Raw genomic sequence first — 17,852 nt, 5'->3', positions numbered from 1 at the left:
ACTTGGCGCTTGATCGAGTAAGGACGTCAGTATGTTACGGCCAGAAGATATCGGCAACACGCGCCTCGGTTCTCGCAGCGCGATGCAGGACGCCCGGCCGGCCGAAGCAGGCGTGTCCGGCATCCGGAGCCGCGGCGCGGCACGCACGCAGATCCACATCGAACAGATGGAGTGCGTCGCCGAAGAAGCGCTGATCCGCAAGAAGCTCGGCGGCATGCGCGATGTCACGTCGATGAAGTTCGACCTGCTGCGCCGCATGCTGATCATCGAACACAAAGTCGAAGCACTCGGGCCGATTCTTGCCGGCCTGCGCTCGCTCGGATTCGATCCGCGGCTCGTGCCGGAAACCGGCGCGACGGATCGCGTGTCCATCTGCCTGCTCGGCTGCGCGTGCGCCGTCGCGATGGCGTCGCAGGCCGCGAGCTGGTTCGATGCGCAGACCAGCACCATCGTCATGCTTGCGCTCAGTGCCGTGGCTGCCTCGGGCCTGGCGATGTATCGCGCGGGTCTGCTCGCGCTCTGTCGCGGCCACTTCACCATCGACGCGCTGGTGGGTATTGCCGTGACGGCTGCGCTGCTGATCGGCGAATGGCCGGAAGCGGCCATGATCTCGGTGTGCTTCGCCATCGCCGATTGGGTCGAGAAGAATTCGCTGCGGCGCGCGCGCAATGCCACCGCCGCGCTGCTGAAGTCGCTGCCGGCCAGGGCGGCCGTCCTGCAAGCCGATGGCGCCTGGAGCGAGTGCGCGGTGGAGGGCATCGCAGCGGGCGAGATCGTGCGCGTCAAGGCGGGCGAATGCATTCCCTTCGACGGCGAGGTGGTCAGGGGCCGCTCCACCGTGAACCAGTCGCCGATCACGGGCGCGAGCCGGCCGGTCGCCAAGGGCAAGGGCGACGCCGTGTTCGCGGGCACGCTCAACGAGACCGGCACGCTCGACATGCTCGTGACCGGCGGCATCAACGATTCGACGCTCGCCCGCATCGTCCATGCGATCGAGGAAGCGCAGATGTTGCAGGCGCCGACGCAGCGTCTGCTCGAACGCGTCGTGCGCACGTGGCTGCCGGCTGTGCTGCTCGGCGCGCTCGGTCTGGCCTTGCTGCCGCCGCTGGCCTTGGACGGCGAATGGTTCGCCTCGGTTCATCGGGCGCTCGTGCTGCTGGTGATCGCGTGTCCCTGCGCGCTCGTGATTTCCACACCCGTGACGATCGTCAGCGGACTCGCCCGCGCCGCGCGCCACGGCATCGTGGTGAAGGGCGGCGCGTTCCTCGAGCGCGGCCGGCGTCTGCGCTGGCTCGCGCTTGACAAGTCGGGGACGCTCACGCACGGCACGCCGGTACAGACCGCCTTCGAACTGCTCGACGCGCGCGTCGAGCAGAGCATCGTGCGCGCGTTCGCGGCCAGCCTGGCGGGGCGTTCGCCGCATCCGGCATCGCGGGCCATCGCGCAGGCCGCGAGGAACGAACACATTCCGCGCTTCGCGGTGAGCCGCTTCGGTTCGGTGCGGGGACGCGGCGTGTTCGGGTTCATCGGCGGACGGCGGTACTGGCTCGGCAACCTGCGTCTGATGGCCGAGATCGGTCACGACGCAGACAACCTGCGGCGGCGCGTGGAGGCGCAGGAATGCGTGGCGCGCACCGTCGTGATCTTCGCCAGCGATGCCGGCGTGCTGGCGCTCTTCGCCGTGGCCGACACGCTCAGGCCGATGAGCCGCGACGCCGTGGCGCGGCTGCGCGCCGTGGGCGTGCGCACGGTGGTGCTGACAGGCGACAACCCGCATCTCGCGCGCGCGGTCGCGAAGCAGGCCGGCATCGATCGCGCCCAAGGCGGACTCCTGCCGGAAGACAAGCTGCGGATCATCGAGACGCTCGGGCGCAGTGCGCCGGTCGGCATGGTCGGCGACGGCCTCAAGGACGCGCCGGCGTTCGCGCGCGCGGACATCACGTTCGCCATGAACGCGATGGACACCGACGCCGCCTTTGATACCGCCGACGTCGCGCTCATGGACGACGACCTGTGCAAGCTTCCGGCGTTCATCCGCCTGTCGAAGGCGATGCACGCAACGCTGCTGCAGAACATTGCGATTGCGGTGGGAATCAAGGCGGTGTGCATCGGATTGACATTGGGAGGACATGGGTCGATGTGGCTGGCCGTCTTCGCCGATACAGGCACGTGCCTGATCGTCATCGCCAACGGGCTGCGGCTGTTGCGCACGCGTCTTCAATAAGAGCCGGAAACCAGGAGATTCATCCATGAAACACACGATCATCGGGCTGGCGCTGTTGCTGGGCGCGGCGTCCGCGCCGGTCCTTGCGCACGGCGACGGACCCGACGCGGGCAGGACCACGGCGCAGGCCATCGACCCGCTGGAACAGGCCTGGCGCGACGGCTTTCTGCCGCATCGCGACAGTGAATATCCGCCTACTGCGGCAAGCATTGCGCGCAACAAGCAGCGGCATGCGATCGAACATCCCCAGGATGCCGCGATTGCACCGGCGAAGACGGGCAACTGACAGGCATCACGCGAAAGACACAACCAGGTTGCGCGACTCAAATGACGAAAACATCATCTGACGATCATCCTCAGATTGGGTAGTCACCCTAACATTATGTGAAACGTCGAAATACAGGACTTCCACCGGTCACGCTTCCCCATGCTCAAGCGCACTGCTTCTATTCTCATTCTCTCGATGGCCCTGTCGCGTGCCGGCGCCGAGCCGCTGCCGGCCGATGCGCCGCTGACGCTCGATGCGCTGCTGGCGTCTGCGGCCGTGGCGAATCCGTCGCTGCGTGCCGCGCGCGCGGGCGCCGATGCCACCGAAGGCGCATTCCTCCAGGCAGGCATGCGGCCCAATCCCGATGTGTCGTTTCTCCAGGAAGGCTTCGGTCCGTCCGAGCGCACCAGCACCGGCCTCGTGAGCCAGCGCATCGAACTGGGCGGCAAGCGCGGCGCGCGTCTCGACGTCGCGTCGTATGGCCGCGAGGCCGCGCTCGCCCGTCTCGACGCACGCAATGCGGCGCTTCGGGCGCAGGTCATCGACGCGTTCTACGGTCTGCTCGCGGCGCAACGTCAGTTGCAGGTGGCGACCGAATCGGCGGACATCGCGCGCCGCACGCTGGATTCCGCGGACAAGCGGGTGCGGGCCGGCAAGATCTCGCCGGTCGAGGCAGGCAAGGCGCGCGTGGCCGAAGCGGGTGCGCAGATCGAATTGCAGCGGGCACGCGCGCAAGCCGACGTGCAGGCCGACCGGCTCGCGACGATCACCGGCGCGTCCGCGGTGCGCGAGCGTGCCGTCGCGGGCGATATCGAGACCCTGCCGACGCCCGAACCGCTTGCCGAGATGGTCGCGCGAACCGACAGCGCGCCGCTGGTGCGCACCGCGAAGGCGCAGATGCTGCGCTCGGATGCGGCGATCCAGGTGGAACGCGCGCGGCGCGTGCCGGACATCACGGTGAGCGCGGGCATGAAGCACGTGGTCACGGGCGGCGTGCCGTTCAATCAGGCGGTGATCGGCGTGTCCATTCCGCTGCCGCTTTTCGATACCAACAAGGGCGCGCTGCTCGAAGCGGCGCATAACGCGGAGCAGGCCGAAGCCGAATTCGACAATGAGAAGGCGAGCTTGCGGCTGCAACTCTCGTCGGCGTACACGAATTTCCAGAATGCCGCCGCCGAAGCGCAACGGCTCAGGTCCGAAGTGCTGCCCGCCGCGCGCGACACGTTGACGGCGATGTCGCGCGGCTTCGACCTCGGCAAGTTCGCGTTCCTCGACGTGCTCGACGCGCAGCGCACGCTGTACCAGGAGCAGTCGCGCTATGTGCAGGCCCTGACGACCGCGCATCTGGCATACGCGGAACTCGGACGGCTCGAAGGCACGCCGCTGCCGTCGTCCCCGGACTTGTCGACATCCTCCGCCTTGTCCGGCGCGTCGCCGGTTGCAGTTCTTCCCTGAAGGTCAGTTCATGTTGCGCAAACTTCTCTATGTAGCGTTGGTGGCCGGCGGGATCGGCGCGGGCTTCGTGCTCGACTCGCTGCTGTTTTCCCCTGGACACTCCGCCCTCCAGCCGGCGACGGCATCGGTCTCCGGCAATGCGTCCCGGCCCGGCTTCGACCAGTATCGGCTGTTGGGTCTGGTCATCGAAGTCGGGTTGTCGGAACAGGCGGGCGATCCGCGCCTGATCGTCGCCGCCTTTTCGAACGGCAAGCCCGTCACGCAGGGCGTCAGCATCACGGGCTCGCTCGCGCGGCCGTTCACGCCGCCGCAGTCCCTGCGCTTCGTGCCGTCAGGCGCCGATCTGGTTTCGTCGCAATCGGTCGGCAGGCCGCACGTCTTCGACGCGACCTTGAAGGCTTCATGGAAAGGCAAGTCGGCGTCGTTCGTCTTTGCGCGCAAGGACGGCCTCGTCAAGCTGAGCCCGCAGCAGGTGAACGCTGCGCGCATCGGACTGGCGAGCGCGGGTCCGGGCGAAGTCGTGACGACCTTGCAACTGCCGGGCGAAATCCGCTTCAACCAGGATCGCACGGCGCACGTGGGGCCGCGGGTCGGCGGCGTGGGCGAACGGGTGCCGGTGTCGGTGGGCCAGCGGGTGACGAAGGGGCAGCTGCTCGCGGTGATCGCCAGCACCGATCTGGCCGACCGGCGCAGCGAACTGCTGACGGCGGAACGCAGGCTGACCGCCGCGCGGGTCGCCTATGACCGCGAAAAGACCCTGTGGCTCGAACGCATTTCGGCGGAACAGGACTATCTGCAGGCGCAAGTGCAGTTGCGCGAGGCGGAGATTGCCGCACGCGGCGCGCGTCAGAAGCTCGAGGCGATCGGCGCGCCGCTCGGCGGCGAAGCGCTCAACCGCTATGAATTGCGGGCGCCGTTCGAGGGCACCATCGTCGAGCGGCATGTGACGCCGGGCGAGGCCATCGCCGCCAACACCAACGTGTTCACGCTCGCCGACCTTTCCACCGTATGGGCCGAGATGGCCGTCAATCCGCAACAGCTCGACGAGGTGCGGATCGGACGCACGGCAACGGTCAAGGCCGCCGCGTTCGATTCGAGTTCGACGGGACGCGTGTCCTATGTCGGCGAACTGCTCGGCGAAGAAACGCGCTCGGCGGTCGCGCGCGTGGTGCTGCCGAATCCGGATGGCGTCTGGCGTCCGGGCATGTTCGTGAACGTCGCGGTGGAAGCGCGCCGCGCGGGCGTCACGGTGGCCGTGTCGAAGGACGCGTTGCAGGACGTCGAGGGCGCCGCGTCGGTGTTCGTGCAGTCGGACCAGGGATTCGTCGCGCAGCCCGTGACGGTGGGCCGCCAGGACGAGCATACGGTCGAGGTCGTGAGCGGCCTTGTACCCGGCCAGCGCTACGCCGCCGCGAACAGTTTCGTGCTGAAGGCCGAGCTGGGCAAGGCCAGCGCCGAGGAGTGACGTCGCATGTTCGAGAAGCTGATTCGCTTTGCCATTGCGCACCGCTGGCTGGTGCTGCTCGCGACGCTCGCGGCAGCCGGCTGGGGCGTGTTCAGTTACCGGCAATTGCCCATCGACGCCGTGCCGGACATCACCAATGTCCAGGTGCAGGTCAACACGTCCGCGCCGGGCTACTCGCCGCTCGAAGCCGAGCAGCGCATCACGTTCCCGGTCGAAACCGCGATGGCCGGCCTGCCGAACCTGCAGCAGACCCGTTCCATTTCGCGTTACGGCCTCTCGCAGGTCACGGTGATCTTCAAGGACGGCACCGACATCTACTTCGCGCGCCAGCTCGTCAACGAGCGCATCCAGGAGGCGCGCGACAAGCTGCCGGGCAACGTCGTGCCCGCCATGGGTCCGACCTCGACGGGACTCGGCGAGATCTTCCTGTGGACCGTCGAGGCGAGCGCGGCGGCGCGCAAGCCCGATGGCAACCGCTACACGCTCGCGGACCTGCGCGAGATCCAGGACTGGGTGGTGCGCCCGCAAATGCGCAACGTGCCGGGCGTGACGGAGGTGAATTCGATCGGCGGCTATGTGAAGGAATTCCGCATCGCGCCGAATCCGGGCCGCCTCATGTCCTATGGCCTGACGCTCGCCGATATCGTGCGCGCCGTCGAGCGCAATAACGAGAACGTCGGCGCGGGCTACATCGAGAAACGGGGCGAGCAGTATCTGGTGCGCGTGCCGGGTCAGGCAGGTTCCACCGAGGATCTCGCGAACATCGTGCTCGCCAATTCGGGCGGCGTGCCGGTGCGCGTGCGCGACGTGGCGCGCGTGGACATCGGGCGCGAACTGCGCACCGGCGCGGCGACTTCGAACGGCGAGGAAACGGTGCTCGGCACGGTCTTCATGCTGATGGGCGAGAACAGCCGCTCGGTCGCGAAGGCCGCGGCCGCGAAGCTCGCCGAGGTGAACCGCATGCTGCCGCCGGGCGTGCGCGCCGTGCCGGTGTATGACCGCACCGGGCTGGTCGAGAAGGCGGTGGGAACGGTCCGGAAGAACCTGCTCGAAGGCGCGGTGCTGGTGATCGCGGTGCTGTTCCTGTTCCTCGGCAACCTGCGTGCGGCGCTGATCGTCGCGCTGGTGATTCCGCTGTCGATGCTGATGACCTTCGCCGGCATGGTGAACGCGCACGTCAGCGCCAACCTGATGAGTCTCGGCGCGCTCGACTTCGGCATCATCATCGACGGCGCGGTGGTGATCGTCGAGAACTGCGTGCGGCGGCTCGCGCATGCGCAGGGCGCCGCGAACCGGGCGCTCACGCGCGAGGAGCGCTTCGCCGAAGTGTTCGAAGCCTCGCAGGAAGCGCGCCGCGCGCTGATCTTCGGGCAGCTCATCATCATGGTGGTGTATCTGCCGATCTTCGCGCTCACCGGTGTCGAAGGGAAGATGTTCCATCCGATGGCGATCACCGTCGTCATGGCGCTGGCCGCCGCGATGGTCCTGACCGTCACGTTCATTCCGGCGGCGGTCGCGCTGTTCGTGAACCGGCGCGTCGCGGAAAAGGAAAGCCGGCTGCTGCGGGCCGTGCGGCACGTCTACGAGCCCACCCTGACGCGTTTCATGGCGCGGCCGCGCGGCGTGCTTTTGGGCGCGGCGGGGATCGTCGCCCTGACGCTCGTGCTGGCCACGCGGCTCGGCAGCGAATTCATTCCGAACCTGAACGAAGGCGACCTGGCGGTGGCGGCGCTGCGCATTCCGGGGACGAGCCTGTCGCAGTCGGTGGACATGCAGAAGGCCATCGAGCACGCGGTGAAGGCGCGCGTGCCCGAAGTCGAGCGCGTGTTCGCGCGCACCGGCACGGCCGAGATCGCCGCCGATCCCATGCCCCCCAATCTCTCCGATGCCTACGTAATGCTCAAGCCGCCGTCCGCGTGGCCGGATCCGAAGAAGCCGCATGAGCGGATCATCGAGGACGTCGAGGCCGTGCTCGCCGATTTCCCGGGCAATGTCTACGAGTTCTCGCAACCCATCCAGTTGCGTTTCAACGAGCTCATTTCAGGCGTGCGCAGCGATGTCGCCGTGAAGGTCTTCGGCGAGGACATGACCGTGCTGCGCGAGAACGCCGACAAGGTGGCGGGCGCGTTGCAGAAGGTGCCGGGCGCGATCGAGGTGAAGGTCGAGCAGACCTCGGGGCTGCCGGTGCTCGGCGTGCAGCTGGAGCGCGACAAGCTGGCCCGCTATGGACTGAGCGTCGCCGACGTGCAGGACACCGTGCTCGCGGCGGTCGGCGGACAGAAAGCCGGCACGCTGTTCCAGGGCGACCGGCGTTTCGACATCGTCGTGCGGCTGCCCGATGACCTGCGCTCGGACATCGAGGCGATCAAGCGTCTGCCGGTCGCGTTGCCGGTGACGGCGCGTGCGGCGGCGGACAGTGCGGCGTCCGGCGTCGGGGGCGCGCCGCTTGCACGCACGCTGTATGTCCCGCTTGCCGAGCTCGCGAAGGTCGAGGTCGGCGTGGGGCCGAACCAGATCAGCCGCGAAAACGGCAGGCGCCGCGTGGTGGTCACGGCCAATGTGCGCGGCCGCGATGTCGGTTCGTTCGTCACGGAAGCGCAGGCGCGCATCGACGACAGCGTGCGCCTGCCGGCCGGCTACTGGCTCGCGTGGGGCGGACAGTTCGAGCAATTGCAGAGCGCGGTCGGACGCCTGAAGCTGGTCGTGCCGCTGGCGCTGTTCCTGGTGCTCGTGCTGCTGTTCGTGATGTTCGGCGACATGAAGGACGGCTTGCTGGTGTTCACCGGCATTCCGTTCGCGCTGTGCGGCGGCGTGGTGTCGCTGTGGCTGCGCGGCATGCCGCTGTCGATCACGGCGGCGGTCGGCCTCATCGCGCTGTGCGGCGTGGCGGTGCTGAACGGCCTCGTGATGATTTCGTTCATTCGCAACCTGATCGACGCGGGCGCGACGCTCGACGACGCCATTCGCGAAGGCGCGCTCACCCGGCTGCGGCCGGTGCTGATGACGGCGCTGATCGCGTCGCTGGGCTTCATCCCGATGGCCTTCGCGACCGGCACCGGCGCCGAGGTGCAGCGGCCGCTCGCGACGGTGGTGATCGGCGGGATTCTTTCTTCGACGGCGCTCACGCTGCTGGTGTTGCCGGTGCTGTATCGCCTGAGTCATCAGGTATCGCTGCGCGCGGCGCTCGCGCGTGTCCTGCCCCGCGTGCTCACGCACCGCGCCGGGCCTGCACGGAGTGTTGACTGATGCGGATTCTGATCGTGGAAGACGAGCCCAAGAGCGGCGCGTATTTGCAGAAAGGCTTGACGGAGGCGGGCTATGTGGTCGACTGGGTGAGCGACGGCATTGCCGGCCAGCATCAGGCCGAGGTGGAAGACTACGACCTGCTGGTGCTCGACGTGATGCTGCCGGGTCAGGACGGCTGGACGCTGCTCGGCAACCTGCGCCGCATCAAGTCGCTGCCGGTGCTGTTCCTCACCGCGCGCGACGACGTGAACGACCGCGTCAAGGGTCTCGAACTCGGCGCGGACGATTATCTGGTCAAGCCCTTCGATTTCGTCGAACTGCTGGCGCGGGTCAAGTCGATTCTGCGCCGGGGCCAGCCGCGCGAGGTCACCACGTTGCGCGTCGACGATCTCGAACTCGACCTGGTGCGGCGCAAGGCCGTGCGCAATAGCGACACGATCCTGCTCACGGCGAAGGAGTTCGCGCTGCTGTGGCTGCTGATGCGGCGCACGGGCGAGATCCTGCCGCGCGCGACCATCGCTTCGCAAGTGTGGGACATGAACTTCAACAGCGATACGAACGTGGTCGACTCGGCGATCCGCCGGCTGCGTTCCAAGGTCGATGACAACTATCACCCGAAGCTGATCCACACGGTGCGCGGCATGGGCTACGTGCTGGAAGCGCGGGGCTTCCAGTGACGTGCTTCCTGCCGCGCACGCTGCGCGCGCGCCTGACGGTGCTGATCGTGCTGTCGACTTCGCTGGTGCTCGCCTCGACCGGCGTGCTGGTCTATGAAACGCTGAAGGGCCGTCTCGAAGCGACCTCGTCGGCGGAGATGACGGGCACGCTGCAGGAAGTGCGCGCGCATCTCGCGGAGGCGGTGCCGGAAGGCACGCCCGAAGCCGGCATTGCGGCCGTGACCGAAACGCTCCACGGGCGCGCCAACGTGGATCTCGCGATCCTCGGGGTCGACGGACGCCTGCTGATCTCGACGCCGGGTTTCCGGCGCGGCGCCGACGATGCGAAGCCCGACAACTCGACCGTGCACTACCGCTATCTGAAGGCGATGGTGCCGCTCGGGTCGAGCCCGCGTTCCGTCGAAGTAGTGGTGCGTTACGACCGCACGAGCGATATCGCGTTGCTGGGCGCGCAGGCGCGGACCATCGTGTTGATCCAGGCGCTCGGCGTGCTGCTGGCGGCCGCGCTCGCCTACGGCATCACGATGGTCGGCATCAGCCCGTTGCGGCGCATGGTCGAGCATGCCGAGGCCATCTCCGTGAACCGCCTCGCGCAGCCGTTACCGGCGCTCGGCGCGGCGGGCGAACTGGCGGAACTGGAACGCGCGTTCAACGCCATGCTGCGGCGGCTGAACGAATCGTTCACGCTGCTGAGCCAGTTCTCGTCCGATCTCGCGCATGACATGCGCACGCCGCTGACCAATCTTCAGGCGGCGGCGCAGGTGGTGCTGTCACAGCAACGCACGGCGAACGAGTATCGCGAGGTGATCGAGTCGAGCCTCGAGGAATATCGCCGGCTCACGACGATGGTGGAGGACATGCTGTTCCTGGCGCGCTCGGAACAGGCCGGCGCGCTGCTCGCCGTGCGCGCGCTCGATGCCGCTGCCGAAGCCGAACGCGTGGCGGGCTATTACGAGTCGATGGCGGAGGAGGCGTGCGTGAGCATCGAGGTACGCGGCGCGGCCGTCGTCGATGCGGATCTGCTGCTCTACCAGCGGGCCCTGAGCAATCTGCTCTCGAACGCGCTGTCGCATGCGCCGCAGGGTTCGGTGGTCAGGATCGACTGCGAGGTCTGCGTGCTGGACGGCGCCGACATGACGAAGGTCAGCGTGTCGGACACCGGCCAGGGCATTGCGCAGCCGCATCTGGACCGGATCTTCGACCGCTTCTATCGTGTCGATCCGGCACGCTCCAACTCGGCGGCGGGAACGGGCCTGGGACTGGCCATCGTCAAGTCGATCATGGAACGGCACGGCGGAGCGTGCGGCGTGCGCAGCGTGCCGCACGTGGCCACGACTTTCTGGATGGCGTTCCCGCGCCGTCCGCATCCCGCGTTGCAAGCCGACGCGGCAGCTGCGAGTGACTGAGACGGATCAACGCTTGTCGTGCTGATCGATGGAAGGGGACTTCTCGCCCGCATGCACCGCCGATGCATGCACTTCCTTGTTGCGCGCGACCAGTTGCTCCGAGGGCGGGTACTGGGTCTTGCCCGACGGCACGTCGCCGTCATGGTGAGCCTGCACGAGTTCCTGCCTGACCTGATCGCGCGACTTGCCTTGCGCGGACGCGGCGCCCGATGCAAGCGCCAGCGCCATCGACGAAGTAACCAGCATGGCGACGAGAAGCGACTTCTTCATGTGAGCCTCCTTGAGTGCAGCCGGCCGGCTGGCCGAGCTTGAGAGGCAGTATGGAAGGCGCGCGGTGCCTGAAGATGACGCGCAGATGAGAATTGCGCAAGACTCGCCGCCGGTCTGCGGCAGGGATCAGGCCGCTGCTTTCCGGCGCGACGCGACGAAGTCCTGCGCCGTGATCAGCCTGGCATAGCCGAAGTCCAGCGCAGCCATGAACTCCGGCGCCGACCCTGGCGCGGTACGCATCATCCTGTGCGCCGGAGCCGCCCGGCGGAATGACCCGCATGCGGAAGGCAGCCTTCTCGTTTCGCGAATGGTGAGCGCCTGCCGTGACGCATACCGCCCCATTCTTTCGGATGCGAGGCAAAAAAATTACCAAAGCCTGTCAAATTGATTTCACAATCTTTTCCTAAAGTAGCGCGTCGATCAGCACGCCGGGGCCGCATCCGGCCCGCGATGCAATGACCACAACCACACACAGGACTCGAACCCACACATGGCGCTGCCCACCGACCTTTCCCGCCGCAAAGCCCTCAAGATTCTCGCCGGCGCACCGATGCTGCCGCTGGGCGGCGCCGCGACCGCCGCGCTGCTGACCACGGCCTGCGGCGGCAGCGACAGCAGCCCGGCCACGCCCAAGCCCACCGCCGCCTTCACCACGGCGGCCTTCACCGGCATGGCGGCGCCCACGCTGGCCACGCCGAACGCGATGGCCACCACGACCGTCGCTTCGTCGATGACCGTGAAATTCAGCGACGGCAGCGCGCGCGCCTACAAGCTGGCCTACCAGCCGTTCTTCGTCACCGGCGATACGGTGCCGAACACGGCCGGCGGCACGATCGTCGCGGGCGGCTATTTCGACATCGATAACCAGCCGATCATCGATCGCTCGGTGGCCGGCAAGGAGCGCCAGTTCTTCTCGGATTGCCCGGACGGCACCTCGCTGCTGAAGCTCGACAACCCGACCGTCAAGGGCGTGAAGGGCAATGCCGTGTTCGCGGTCGTGCAGTTCGAATACACCACGCGCGACCAGAACGCGGCCAGCATGTACGGCCGCCTGCCGTCGCCTGTCGCGGTGCTGACGCTGGACCAGGATCCGGCCACCGGCAAGCTCTCGCTGGTCAGCTACGCCAACGTGGATACCTCGAAGGCGAACGGCCTGTGGATCACCTGCGGCGCGAGCCTGTCGCCGTGGAACACGCACTTGTCGAGCGAAGAGTACGAGCCGGACGCGGCGCTGGGCTCGAAGGACGCGCAGTTCCTCGCCTACAGCAAGAACCTCTATGGCGACGAAACGAAGGGGCGTCCGTATCACTACGGCCATCTGCCGGAAGTCACCGTGCATCCGGACGGCACCGGCACGATCAAGAAGCACTACTGCCTCGGCCGGATCTCGCACGAGCTGATCCAGGTGCTGCCGGACGAGCGCACCGTGATGATGGGCGACGACGCCACCAATGGCGGCGTGTTCATGTTCGTCGCGGACAAGAAGGCGGATCTCTCGGCGGGCACGCTCTACGTGGCGAAGTGCACGCAGACCTCGACGGCCGGCGCGGGCGCGGCGACGCTCACGTGGCTCAACCTCGGTCACGCAACCAGCGATGAAATCGAGAACCTCGCCAACACGCTGACGCTCGCCGACATCATGGACGTGGTCAGCGACGCGACCGTCGGCGCGACGCTGGATGCCAGCTACACGCGCATCAACTTCAACGGCGCGTTCAACTGGATCCGCGTGAAGCCGGGCATGGAGAAGGCCGCCGCGTTCCTGGAAACGCACCGTTATGCCGCGCTGCGCGGCGCGAGCATGACCTTCACGAAGCTCGAAGGCACGACGGTCAACGCGAAAGACAAGATCGTCTATTCGGCGATGTCGCAGATCGTCAAGTCGATGGTCAAGGGCGATGCGCACGCCGGTGACTTCGCCGTGGACAAGGCGATCAATTCCGGCGCCGTGTATGCGTTCAACCTGAAGGGCGGCCAGCGCGACCTGAGCGGCGCGGCCATCGACAGCGAGTGGGTGCCGGTGGATATCGGCGCGCCTGCCGCGCTGGTCGGCGAGGACATCACGGCGGACGAGCTCGGCAACATCGGCAATCCGGAGAAGGTGGCGAATCCGGACAACCTCAAGTTCTCGGAGAAGCTGCGCACGCTGTTCATCGGCGAGGACAGCGGCCGGCACGTCAACAACTTCATGTGGGCGTACAACGTCGATACGAAATCGCTGACGCGGATTCTCTCGGCGCCGGCGGGCGCGGAATCGACGGGCCTGCATGCCGTCGACGAGATCAACGGCTGGACCTATATCATGAGCAACTTCCAGCACGCCGGCGACTGGGAACTGCCGCTGCATGCGAAGGTGCAGGCGACGCTCGATCCGCTGGTCCGCGCGAACTACAAGGATCGCTTCGGCGCGGCGGTGGGCTACCTGACCGCCGATCCGACCTCGATCAAGCTCGGCTGAGCGAGCTCGTCGAAGCAGCGAAGCGCCATGCTTCGCTGCGTTGCCTGCGTGTCAATGCGTGGGTTCGAAGTGCGTCGCGGACGTCTTGTCGTGCGTGGCGTACTTCTCGATCATCGTCGCGCTCGCGCGATTCAAACCCGTCACGTCCACCGCAATCCCGTTGCGGCGGAACTTGTTCACGATACGGTCCAGCGCATCGATAGCGGTGATGTCCCAGAAGTGCGCGTGCGACAGATCGAGCCGCACTGCGCGCACCCGTTCCTTGAAGTCGAACTCGGCTACCAGCGCTTCCGACGACGCGAAGAACACCTGCCCGCGCACCACGTAGCGGCGCTCGCTGGCGGCTTCATCGAGCGTGGATTCCACCGCCAGCACGCTGCGCACCTTCGACGTGAAGAACAACGCCGAAAGCAGCACGCCGACCCCGACGCCAATCGCCAGATTGCCGGTTGCCACGACCACGATCACGGTCGCCAGCATCACCGCCGACGAGCTTTTCGGATGCGTGCGCAGATTGCCGATCGATTTCCAGCTGAACGTGCTGATCGACACCATGATCATGACCGCGACGAGCGCGGCCATCGGAATCTGCTTGACCCACGGACCGAGGAACACCACCAGCACCAGCAGGAACGCGCCTGCGACGAAGGTGGACAGGCGCTGGCGTCCGCCCGATTTCATGTTGATGACCGTCTGGCCGATCATCGCGCAGCCCGGCATGCCGCCGAGAAAGCCCGCGACGATGTTGGCGCAGCCCTGGCCGCGGCATTCGCGGTTCTTGTCGCTGGGGGTGTCGGTGTAGTCGTCGACGATGGCGGCCGTCATCAGCGATTCGAGCAGCCCGACAATGGCAATGGCCACCGAGTACGGGAAGACGATGCGCAGCGTATCGAGCGAGAAGGGCACCTGCGGGAATGCGAACACCGGCAGGCGGTCGGGGAACTGGCCCATGTCGCCGACCGTGCGCAGTTGCAGATGCAGGGCCATCGAGATGGCCGTCATCACGATGATGCAGATGAGCGGCGACGGCACCGCCCTTGTCAGGCGCGGCAGCAGATAGATGATGGCGAGACCGCCCGCGACCATCGCGTAGACATACCAGGGCTGCGCGTTCAGCTGCGGCAACTGCGCGAGAAAGATCAGGATCGCCAGCGCGTTGACGAAGCCGGTGATGACGGAGCGCGACACGAAGCGCATCAGCGCGCCGAGCCGCGCGAATCCGGCGCCGATCTGCAGGATGCCGGCGAGGATGCCCGCAGCCAGCACGTATTCGACGCCATGCGTCTTCACGAGCGATGACAGCAGCAGCGCGACGGCGCCGGTGGCCGCCGAGATCATGCCGGGCCGGCCGCCCGCGATCGACGAGACCACGGCGATGCTGAACGCGGCGTACAGCCCGACTTTGGGGTCGACGCCCGCGATGATGGAAAAAGCCAGCGCTTCGGGAATCAGCGCCAGCGCGACGACGATGCCGGCAAGCACGTCGGCGCGCACGTTCGAGAGCCATTCCTCGCGCAATGTGTGGGTCTTCATGGGTGAACCTGGATGGAGAATGAGTGCAACGACCGCGGGCGCGGCAAGGCGATGCATGCGCTGCGCGGCGATCGTTTGGACGATGGCCGGCGACGCACGTCATAGGTCCGCGAACCCCTGTCGGTCAGATGGATGTGACGAAGGAGGCTCGCGATACGCTACATAGGTGTCTGGGCGGGACTGAAGGAGGGGAAGCGGGGGATTTTAACCGATCGGCGGTGCGCCCGGTTTTACGGCTCGATCAGCGTGAAGCGGCTCCGCAGCGGGGCGCGCAGTCGATGTATTCAAAGCCGGCGGCAATCGCGAAACGGATCGCGTCTTCCACATTCGGGAAAGCGCCCGGCAGGCGCACGGAACGTTCGGTGCCGTCGAGATCCTGGATGCGCGCCGTCGCGGCAAACATGTCGCCGTGCCGGACCGCTGCCGGCGTGACCATCATGTCCCTGTAGCTGAAGACCAATTCGTTCTCTCCCTGAAAGCGCTGCGGATCGGGTCGAACGGTTGTCCGGCCCCCTTTGCTTCACGTTATCGGCAGGGGCGGGCGGTTCTTTACGCTGCCGCTTAAAAGCACCGCTATTCGCGGTTTCGGCCGGCTTTCAACGCGCATTTCGATTCTTTCGTAATTCATGTGAGGAATGTGGCGTGCGCAACATAAGCGTTTGCTGACCTTGCGCACAATCCATCCCGTCAGACAAATAAAAACAACGCCGACAAGGCCGCGCAACAAGCGGTCGAGGCATACGGGGAAGTCATGCAGCGAAGGAAGATCCTGCCCGCGAGCGGGCATGCAATCGCAGTGTGCATCGCAGTTTCAACCATGGTTCCGGGTGCTTACGCCCAGGATGCTGAAACGCCGGCCGCGGCACAGGCGGAATCGGCGAATCAGGCTCAGCCGCTCATCTCGCTGCCGAGCACGCCGACGCCCAGCCCGGTCAACCGGAGCGCGCCGCTGTCGTCCGCCAACGGCGCGCCGCTCACGCCGCGCGGGACGCTCAACGGCGCTGCTGCGCTCGAACAGAGCGCCACGCTCGCCGGCACGCCGCGGGCGCGCACCGCCGACGTCACTGGCCAGCGGCCGCTCGCTGACGCGCTCGGCGGCGTCGTCACCACCGATACCGTCACGCTCGCCGGCCAAGACTTCTACACCTGGTTCGCGCAAGCCTGGAGCGGCATCCCGTTGTCGGACCGCTACATCGTCTCGGTGCACGAACGGCCGTCGGCGCGCTACGGCAGTCTCGTGTGGGTGGAGTTCGGGCAGCGCCGCGTCTTCCAGGCGTTCCTGCCCATCGCCCGCGCCAATGTGCGGCCGGTTGCCGAGAATGCCGCGCAGATCGCCTTCCAGAACGTCATGCAGGCGGACCTGACACGCCTGCTGTTTCGCGACGCCGACATGGCGACCGACGAACTCTAAAAAAAGCTCCAAGGCCAATACGGGGAACACACGATGAAAACGAATGCGCTTGTCCGCAGGGCGGTGCTCGCCTGCGCGCTCACGCTGCCGCTCGCCGCGGCCCATGCCACGCAGCTCGTCTACGAGCCGGTGAATCCGAACTTCGGCGGCAGTCCGCTGAACGGCACGAACCTGCTCAATGAAGCGAACGCGCAGAACAAATACAAGGACCCGTCGCTGAGCGACCTCGGCTCGAGCCAGTCGACGCTCGATCAGTTCAACAACCAGCTGCAGCAGGCGATTCTTTCGCGGGTGGCCTCGTCGATCTCGAGCTCGATCGTCGGCGCGGACGGCACGCTGCATCCGGGCACGATCAATACGGGCAACTTCTCGATTGCGATCACCCAGGTTACCGGCGGCAACCTGCAGGTGACCACGACCGACAAGACCTCGGGCGCATCGACGACCTTCGTCGTCGGCAATGGACAGTGAGACGGGCACACGAGCAATGAACACGAACGCAATCAAAAGGACCGCGCTGGGCGCCGCCGTCATCGCCACGATGTTGCTCACCGGCTGCGTGACAGCGCCGATGCCGCCCGCGAGCAACGCCACGCTCACGCCGCCGACCCGCATCACGCGCGACCTCACGCATCTGCCGCCGCCGAAGGGCAGGATCGTCGCGGCCGTGTACGGCTTCCGCGACCTGACCGGGCAATACAAGCCTTCGCCGGACAGCTCGTTCTCGTCGCAGGTGACGCAGGGCGGCGCCTCCTTCCTCGTAAAGGCGATGCGCGATTCGGGCTGGTTCACGCCGGTGGAGCGCGAGAACCTTCAGGATCTTCTCACCGAACGCAAGATCATGCGCGCGCTGGAAACGCCCGACGACAAGAACCGCGCCGGCTCGAACCTGCCGCAGATCGGCGCGCTGGCGCCGGCGAGCATCGTGCTGGAAGGCGGCATCGTCGCGTATGACACGAACATCCGCACCGGCGGCGCGGGCGTCGCGTATCTCGGCATCTCGGCGTCGCAGCAGTATCGCGTGGATCAGGTGACGGTGAACCTGCGCGCTGTCGATATCCGCAACGGCACGATCCTCAACAGCGTCTCGACGACCAAGACCATCTATTCGATCCAGGTCGATACCGGCGTGTATCGCTTCATCGGCTTCAAGGATCTGTTGCAGGCCGAACTCGGCATGACGCGCAACGAGCCGCAGCAGCTGTGCGTGAACGAGGCGATCGAATCCGCGCTGGTGCATCTGATCGTGCAGGGCGTGGCGAACCAGTCGTGGTCGCTCGCCGACATGAAGGACTGGTACGACCCGACGATGCAGCGCTATCTGCAGGAGAACCAGGGCTACGTGCAGACGATGGAAGACGCGAACGCGCCGTACAGCCCGGTGAAGATCGATCCGCCCCGCTCGCTGGGCGGCTGAACCGACCATGAAGGAGACACGA

General features: G+C 66.7%; 14 protein-coding genes. 11 read left to right on the top strand and 3 right to left on the bottom strand.

Features of this window, described 5'->3' with window-relative positions; translation table 11 throughout:
* Positions 1–31: 31 nt before the first annotated feature.
* The 7 genes from QCE69_RS26760 to QCE69_RS26730 all read left to right on the top strand — a co-directional run bounded on the left by QCE69_RS26760 (position 32) and on the right by QCE69_RS26730 (position 10,741).
* Entirely contained in the window at positions 32–2,224 is a 2,193-nt protein-coding gene (locus QCE69_RS26760; protein WP_309933904.1) for a heavy metal translocating P-type ATPase, read from the top strand.
* Positions 2,225–2,249: 25 nt separating this feature from the next.
* Positions 2,250–2,510, top strand: coding sequence for a DUF4148 domain-containing protein (locus QCE69_RS26755; RefSeq protein ID WP_309817561.1), 261 nt, complete (start codon positions 2,250–2,252; stop codon positions 2,508–2,510).
* Between the two features lie 177 nt (positions 2,511–2,687).
* On the top strand, positions 2,688–3,947 hold the full coding sequence (locus QCE69_RS26750) for a TolC family protein (RefSeq protein ID WP_309925315.1): 1,260 nt from the start codon (positions 2,688–2,690) through the stop codon (positions 3,945–3,947).
* Between the two features lie 10 nt (positions 3,948–3,957).
* Positions 3,958–5,412, top strand: coding sequence for an efflux RND transporter periplasmic adaptor subunit (locus QCE69_RS26745; RefSeq protein WP_309933903.1), 1,455 nt, complete (start codon positions 3,958–3,960; stop codon positions 5,410–5,412).
* Between the two features lie 6 nt (positions 5,413–5,418).
* Positions 5,419–8,658 (top strand): CusA/CzcA family heavy metal efflux RND transporter, encoded by a 3,240-nt coding sequence (locus tag QCE69_RS26740; RefSeq protein ID WP_309933901.1) that lies wholly within the window; start codon positions 5,419–5,421, stop codon positions 8,656–8,658.
* Complete coding sequence (gene irlR, locus QCE69_RS26735) at positions 8,658–9,335, top strand: heavy metal response regulator transcription factor IrlR (RefSeq protein ID WP_309924897.1); 678 nt, start codon at positions 8,658–8,660, stop codon at positions 9,333–9,335. Before QCE69_RS26740 ends, irlR begins: the two co-directional genes overlap by 1 nt.
* Positions 9,332–10,741: a heavy metal sensor histidine kinase gene (locus QCE69_RS26730; protein ID WP_309933899.1), complete on the top strand. Its 1,410-nt coding sequence runs from the start codon at positions 9,332–9,334 to the stop codon at positions 10,739–10,741. The genes irlR and QCE69_RS26730 overlap by 4 nt, the downstream gene beginning before the upstream one ends.
* A gap of 6 nt (positions 10,742–10,747) precedes the next feature.
* On the opposite strand, the gene QCE69_RS26725 is transcribed toward QCE69_RS26730, so the two are convergent.
* Positions 10,748–11,011 (bottom strand): DUF4148 domain-containing protein, encoded by a 264-nt coding sequence (locus tag QCE69_RS26725; RefSeq protein WP_309924893.1) that lies wholly within the window; start codon positions 11,009–11,011, stop codon positions 10,748–10,750.
* 490 nt (positions 11,012–11,501) lie between these two features.
* Here QCE69_RS26725 and QCE69_RS26720 point away from each other — a divergent pair, with 490 nt between their 5' ends.
* Positions 11,502–13,469, top strand: a complete 1,968-nt coding sequence (locus QCE69_RS26720; RefSeq protein WP_309933897.1) for an alkaline phosphatase PhoX — start codon at positions 11,502–11,504, stop codon at positions 13,467–13,469.
* A gap of 51 nt (positions 13,470–13,520) precedes the next feature.
* Here the strand turns inward: QCE69_RS26720 and QCE69_RS26715 are convergent, their stop codons facing one another.
* Complete coding sequence (locus QCE69_RS26715; RefSeq protein ID WP_309924886.1) at positions 13,521–15,002, bottom strand: SulP family inorganic anion transporter; 1,482 nt, start codon at positions 15,000–15,002, stop codon at positions 13,521–13,523.
* A 241-nt stretch (positions 15,003–15,243) separates the two neighbouring features.
* Positions 15,244–15,462, bottom strand: coding sequence for a hypothetical protein (locus QCE69_RS26710; RefSeq protein WP_309924884.1), 219 nt, complete (start codon positions 15,460–15,462; stop codon positions 15,244–15,246).
* 357 nt (positions 15,463–15,819) lie between these two features.
* Between QCE69_RS26710 and QCE69_RS26705 the strand changes: the two genes are divergently transcribed.
* From QCE69_RS26705 to QCE69_RS26695, 3 genes are read left to right on the top strand one after another with little or no spacing between them, the layout of a single operon-like run.
* On the top strand, positions 15,820–16,413 hold the full coding sequence (locus tag QCE69_RS26705) for a CsgE family curli-type amyloid fiber assembly protein (protein ID WP_309933895.1): 594 nt from the start codon (positions 15,820–15,822) through the stop codon (positions 16,411–16,413).
* 33 nt (positions 16,414–16,446) lie between these two features.
* A complete protein-coding gene (locus QCE69_RS26700; RefSeq protein ID WP_309924881.1) occupies positions 16,447–16,884 on the top strand; it encodes a curli assembly protein CsgF in 438 nt (145 codons plus the stop codon).
* Between the two features lie 16 nt (positions 16,885–16,900).
* The gene (locus QCE69_RS26695) at positions 16,901–17,830 is read left to right on the top strand and encodes a CsgG/HfaB family protein (protein WP_309924878.1); all 930 of its coding nucleotides are present in this window, start codon (positions 16,901–16,903) and stop codon (positions 17,828–17,830) included.
* The last annotated feature ends 22 nt before the right edge of the window (positions 17,831–17,852 follow it).

The organism is Caballeronia sp. LZ032 (assembly GCF_031451315.1).
Classification (GTDB): Bacteria; Pseudomonadota; Gammaproteobacteria; order Burkholderiales; family Burkholderiaceae; genus Caballeronia.
This window is presented reverse-complemented; position numbering and strand designations above follow the sequence as displayed.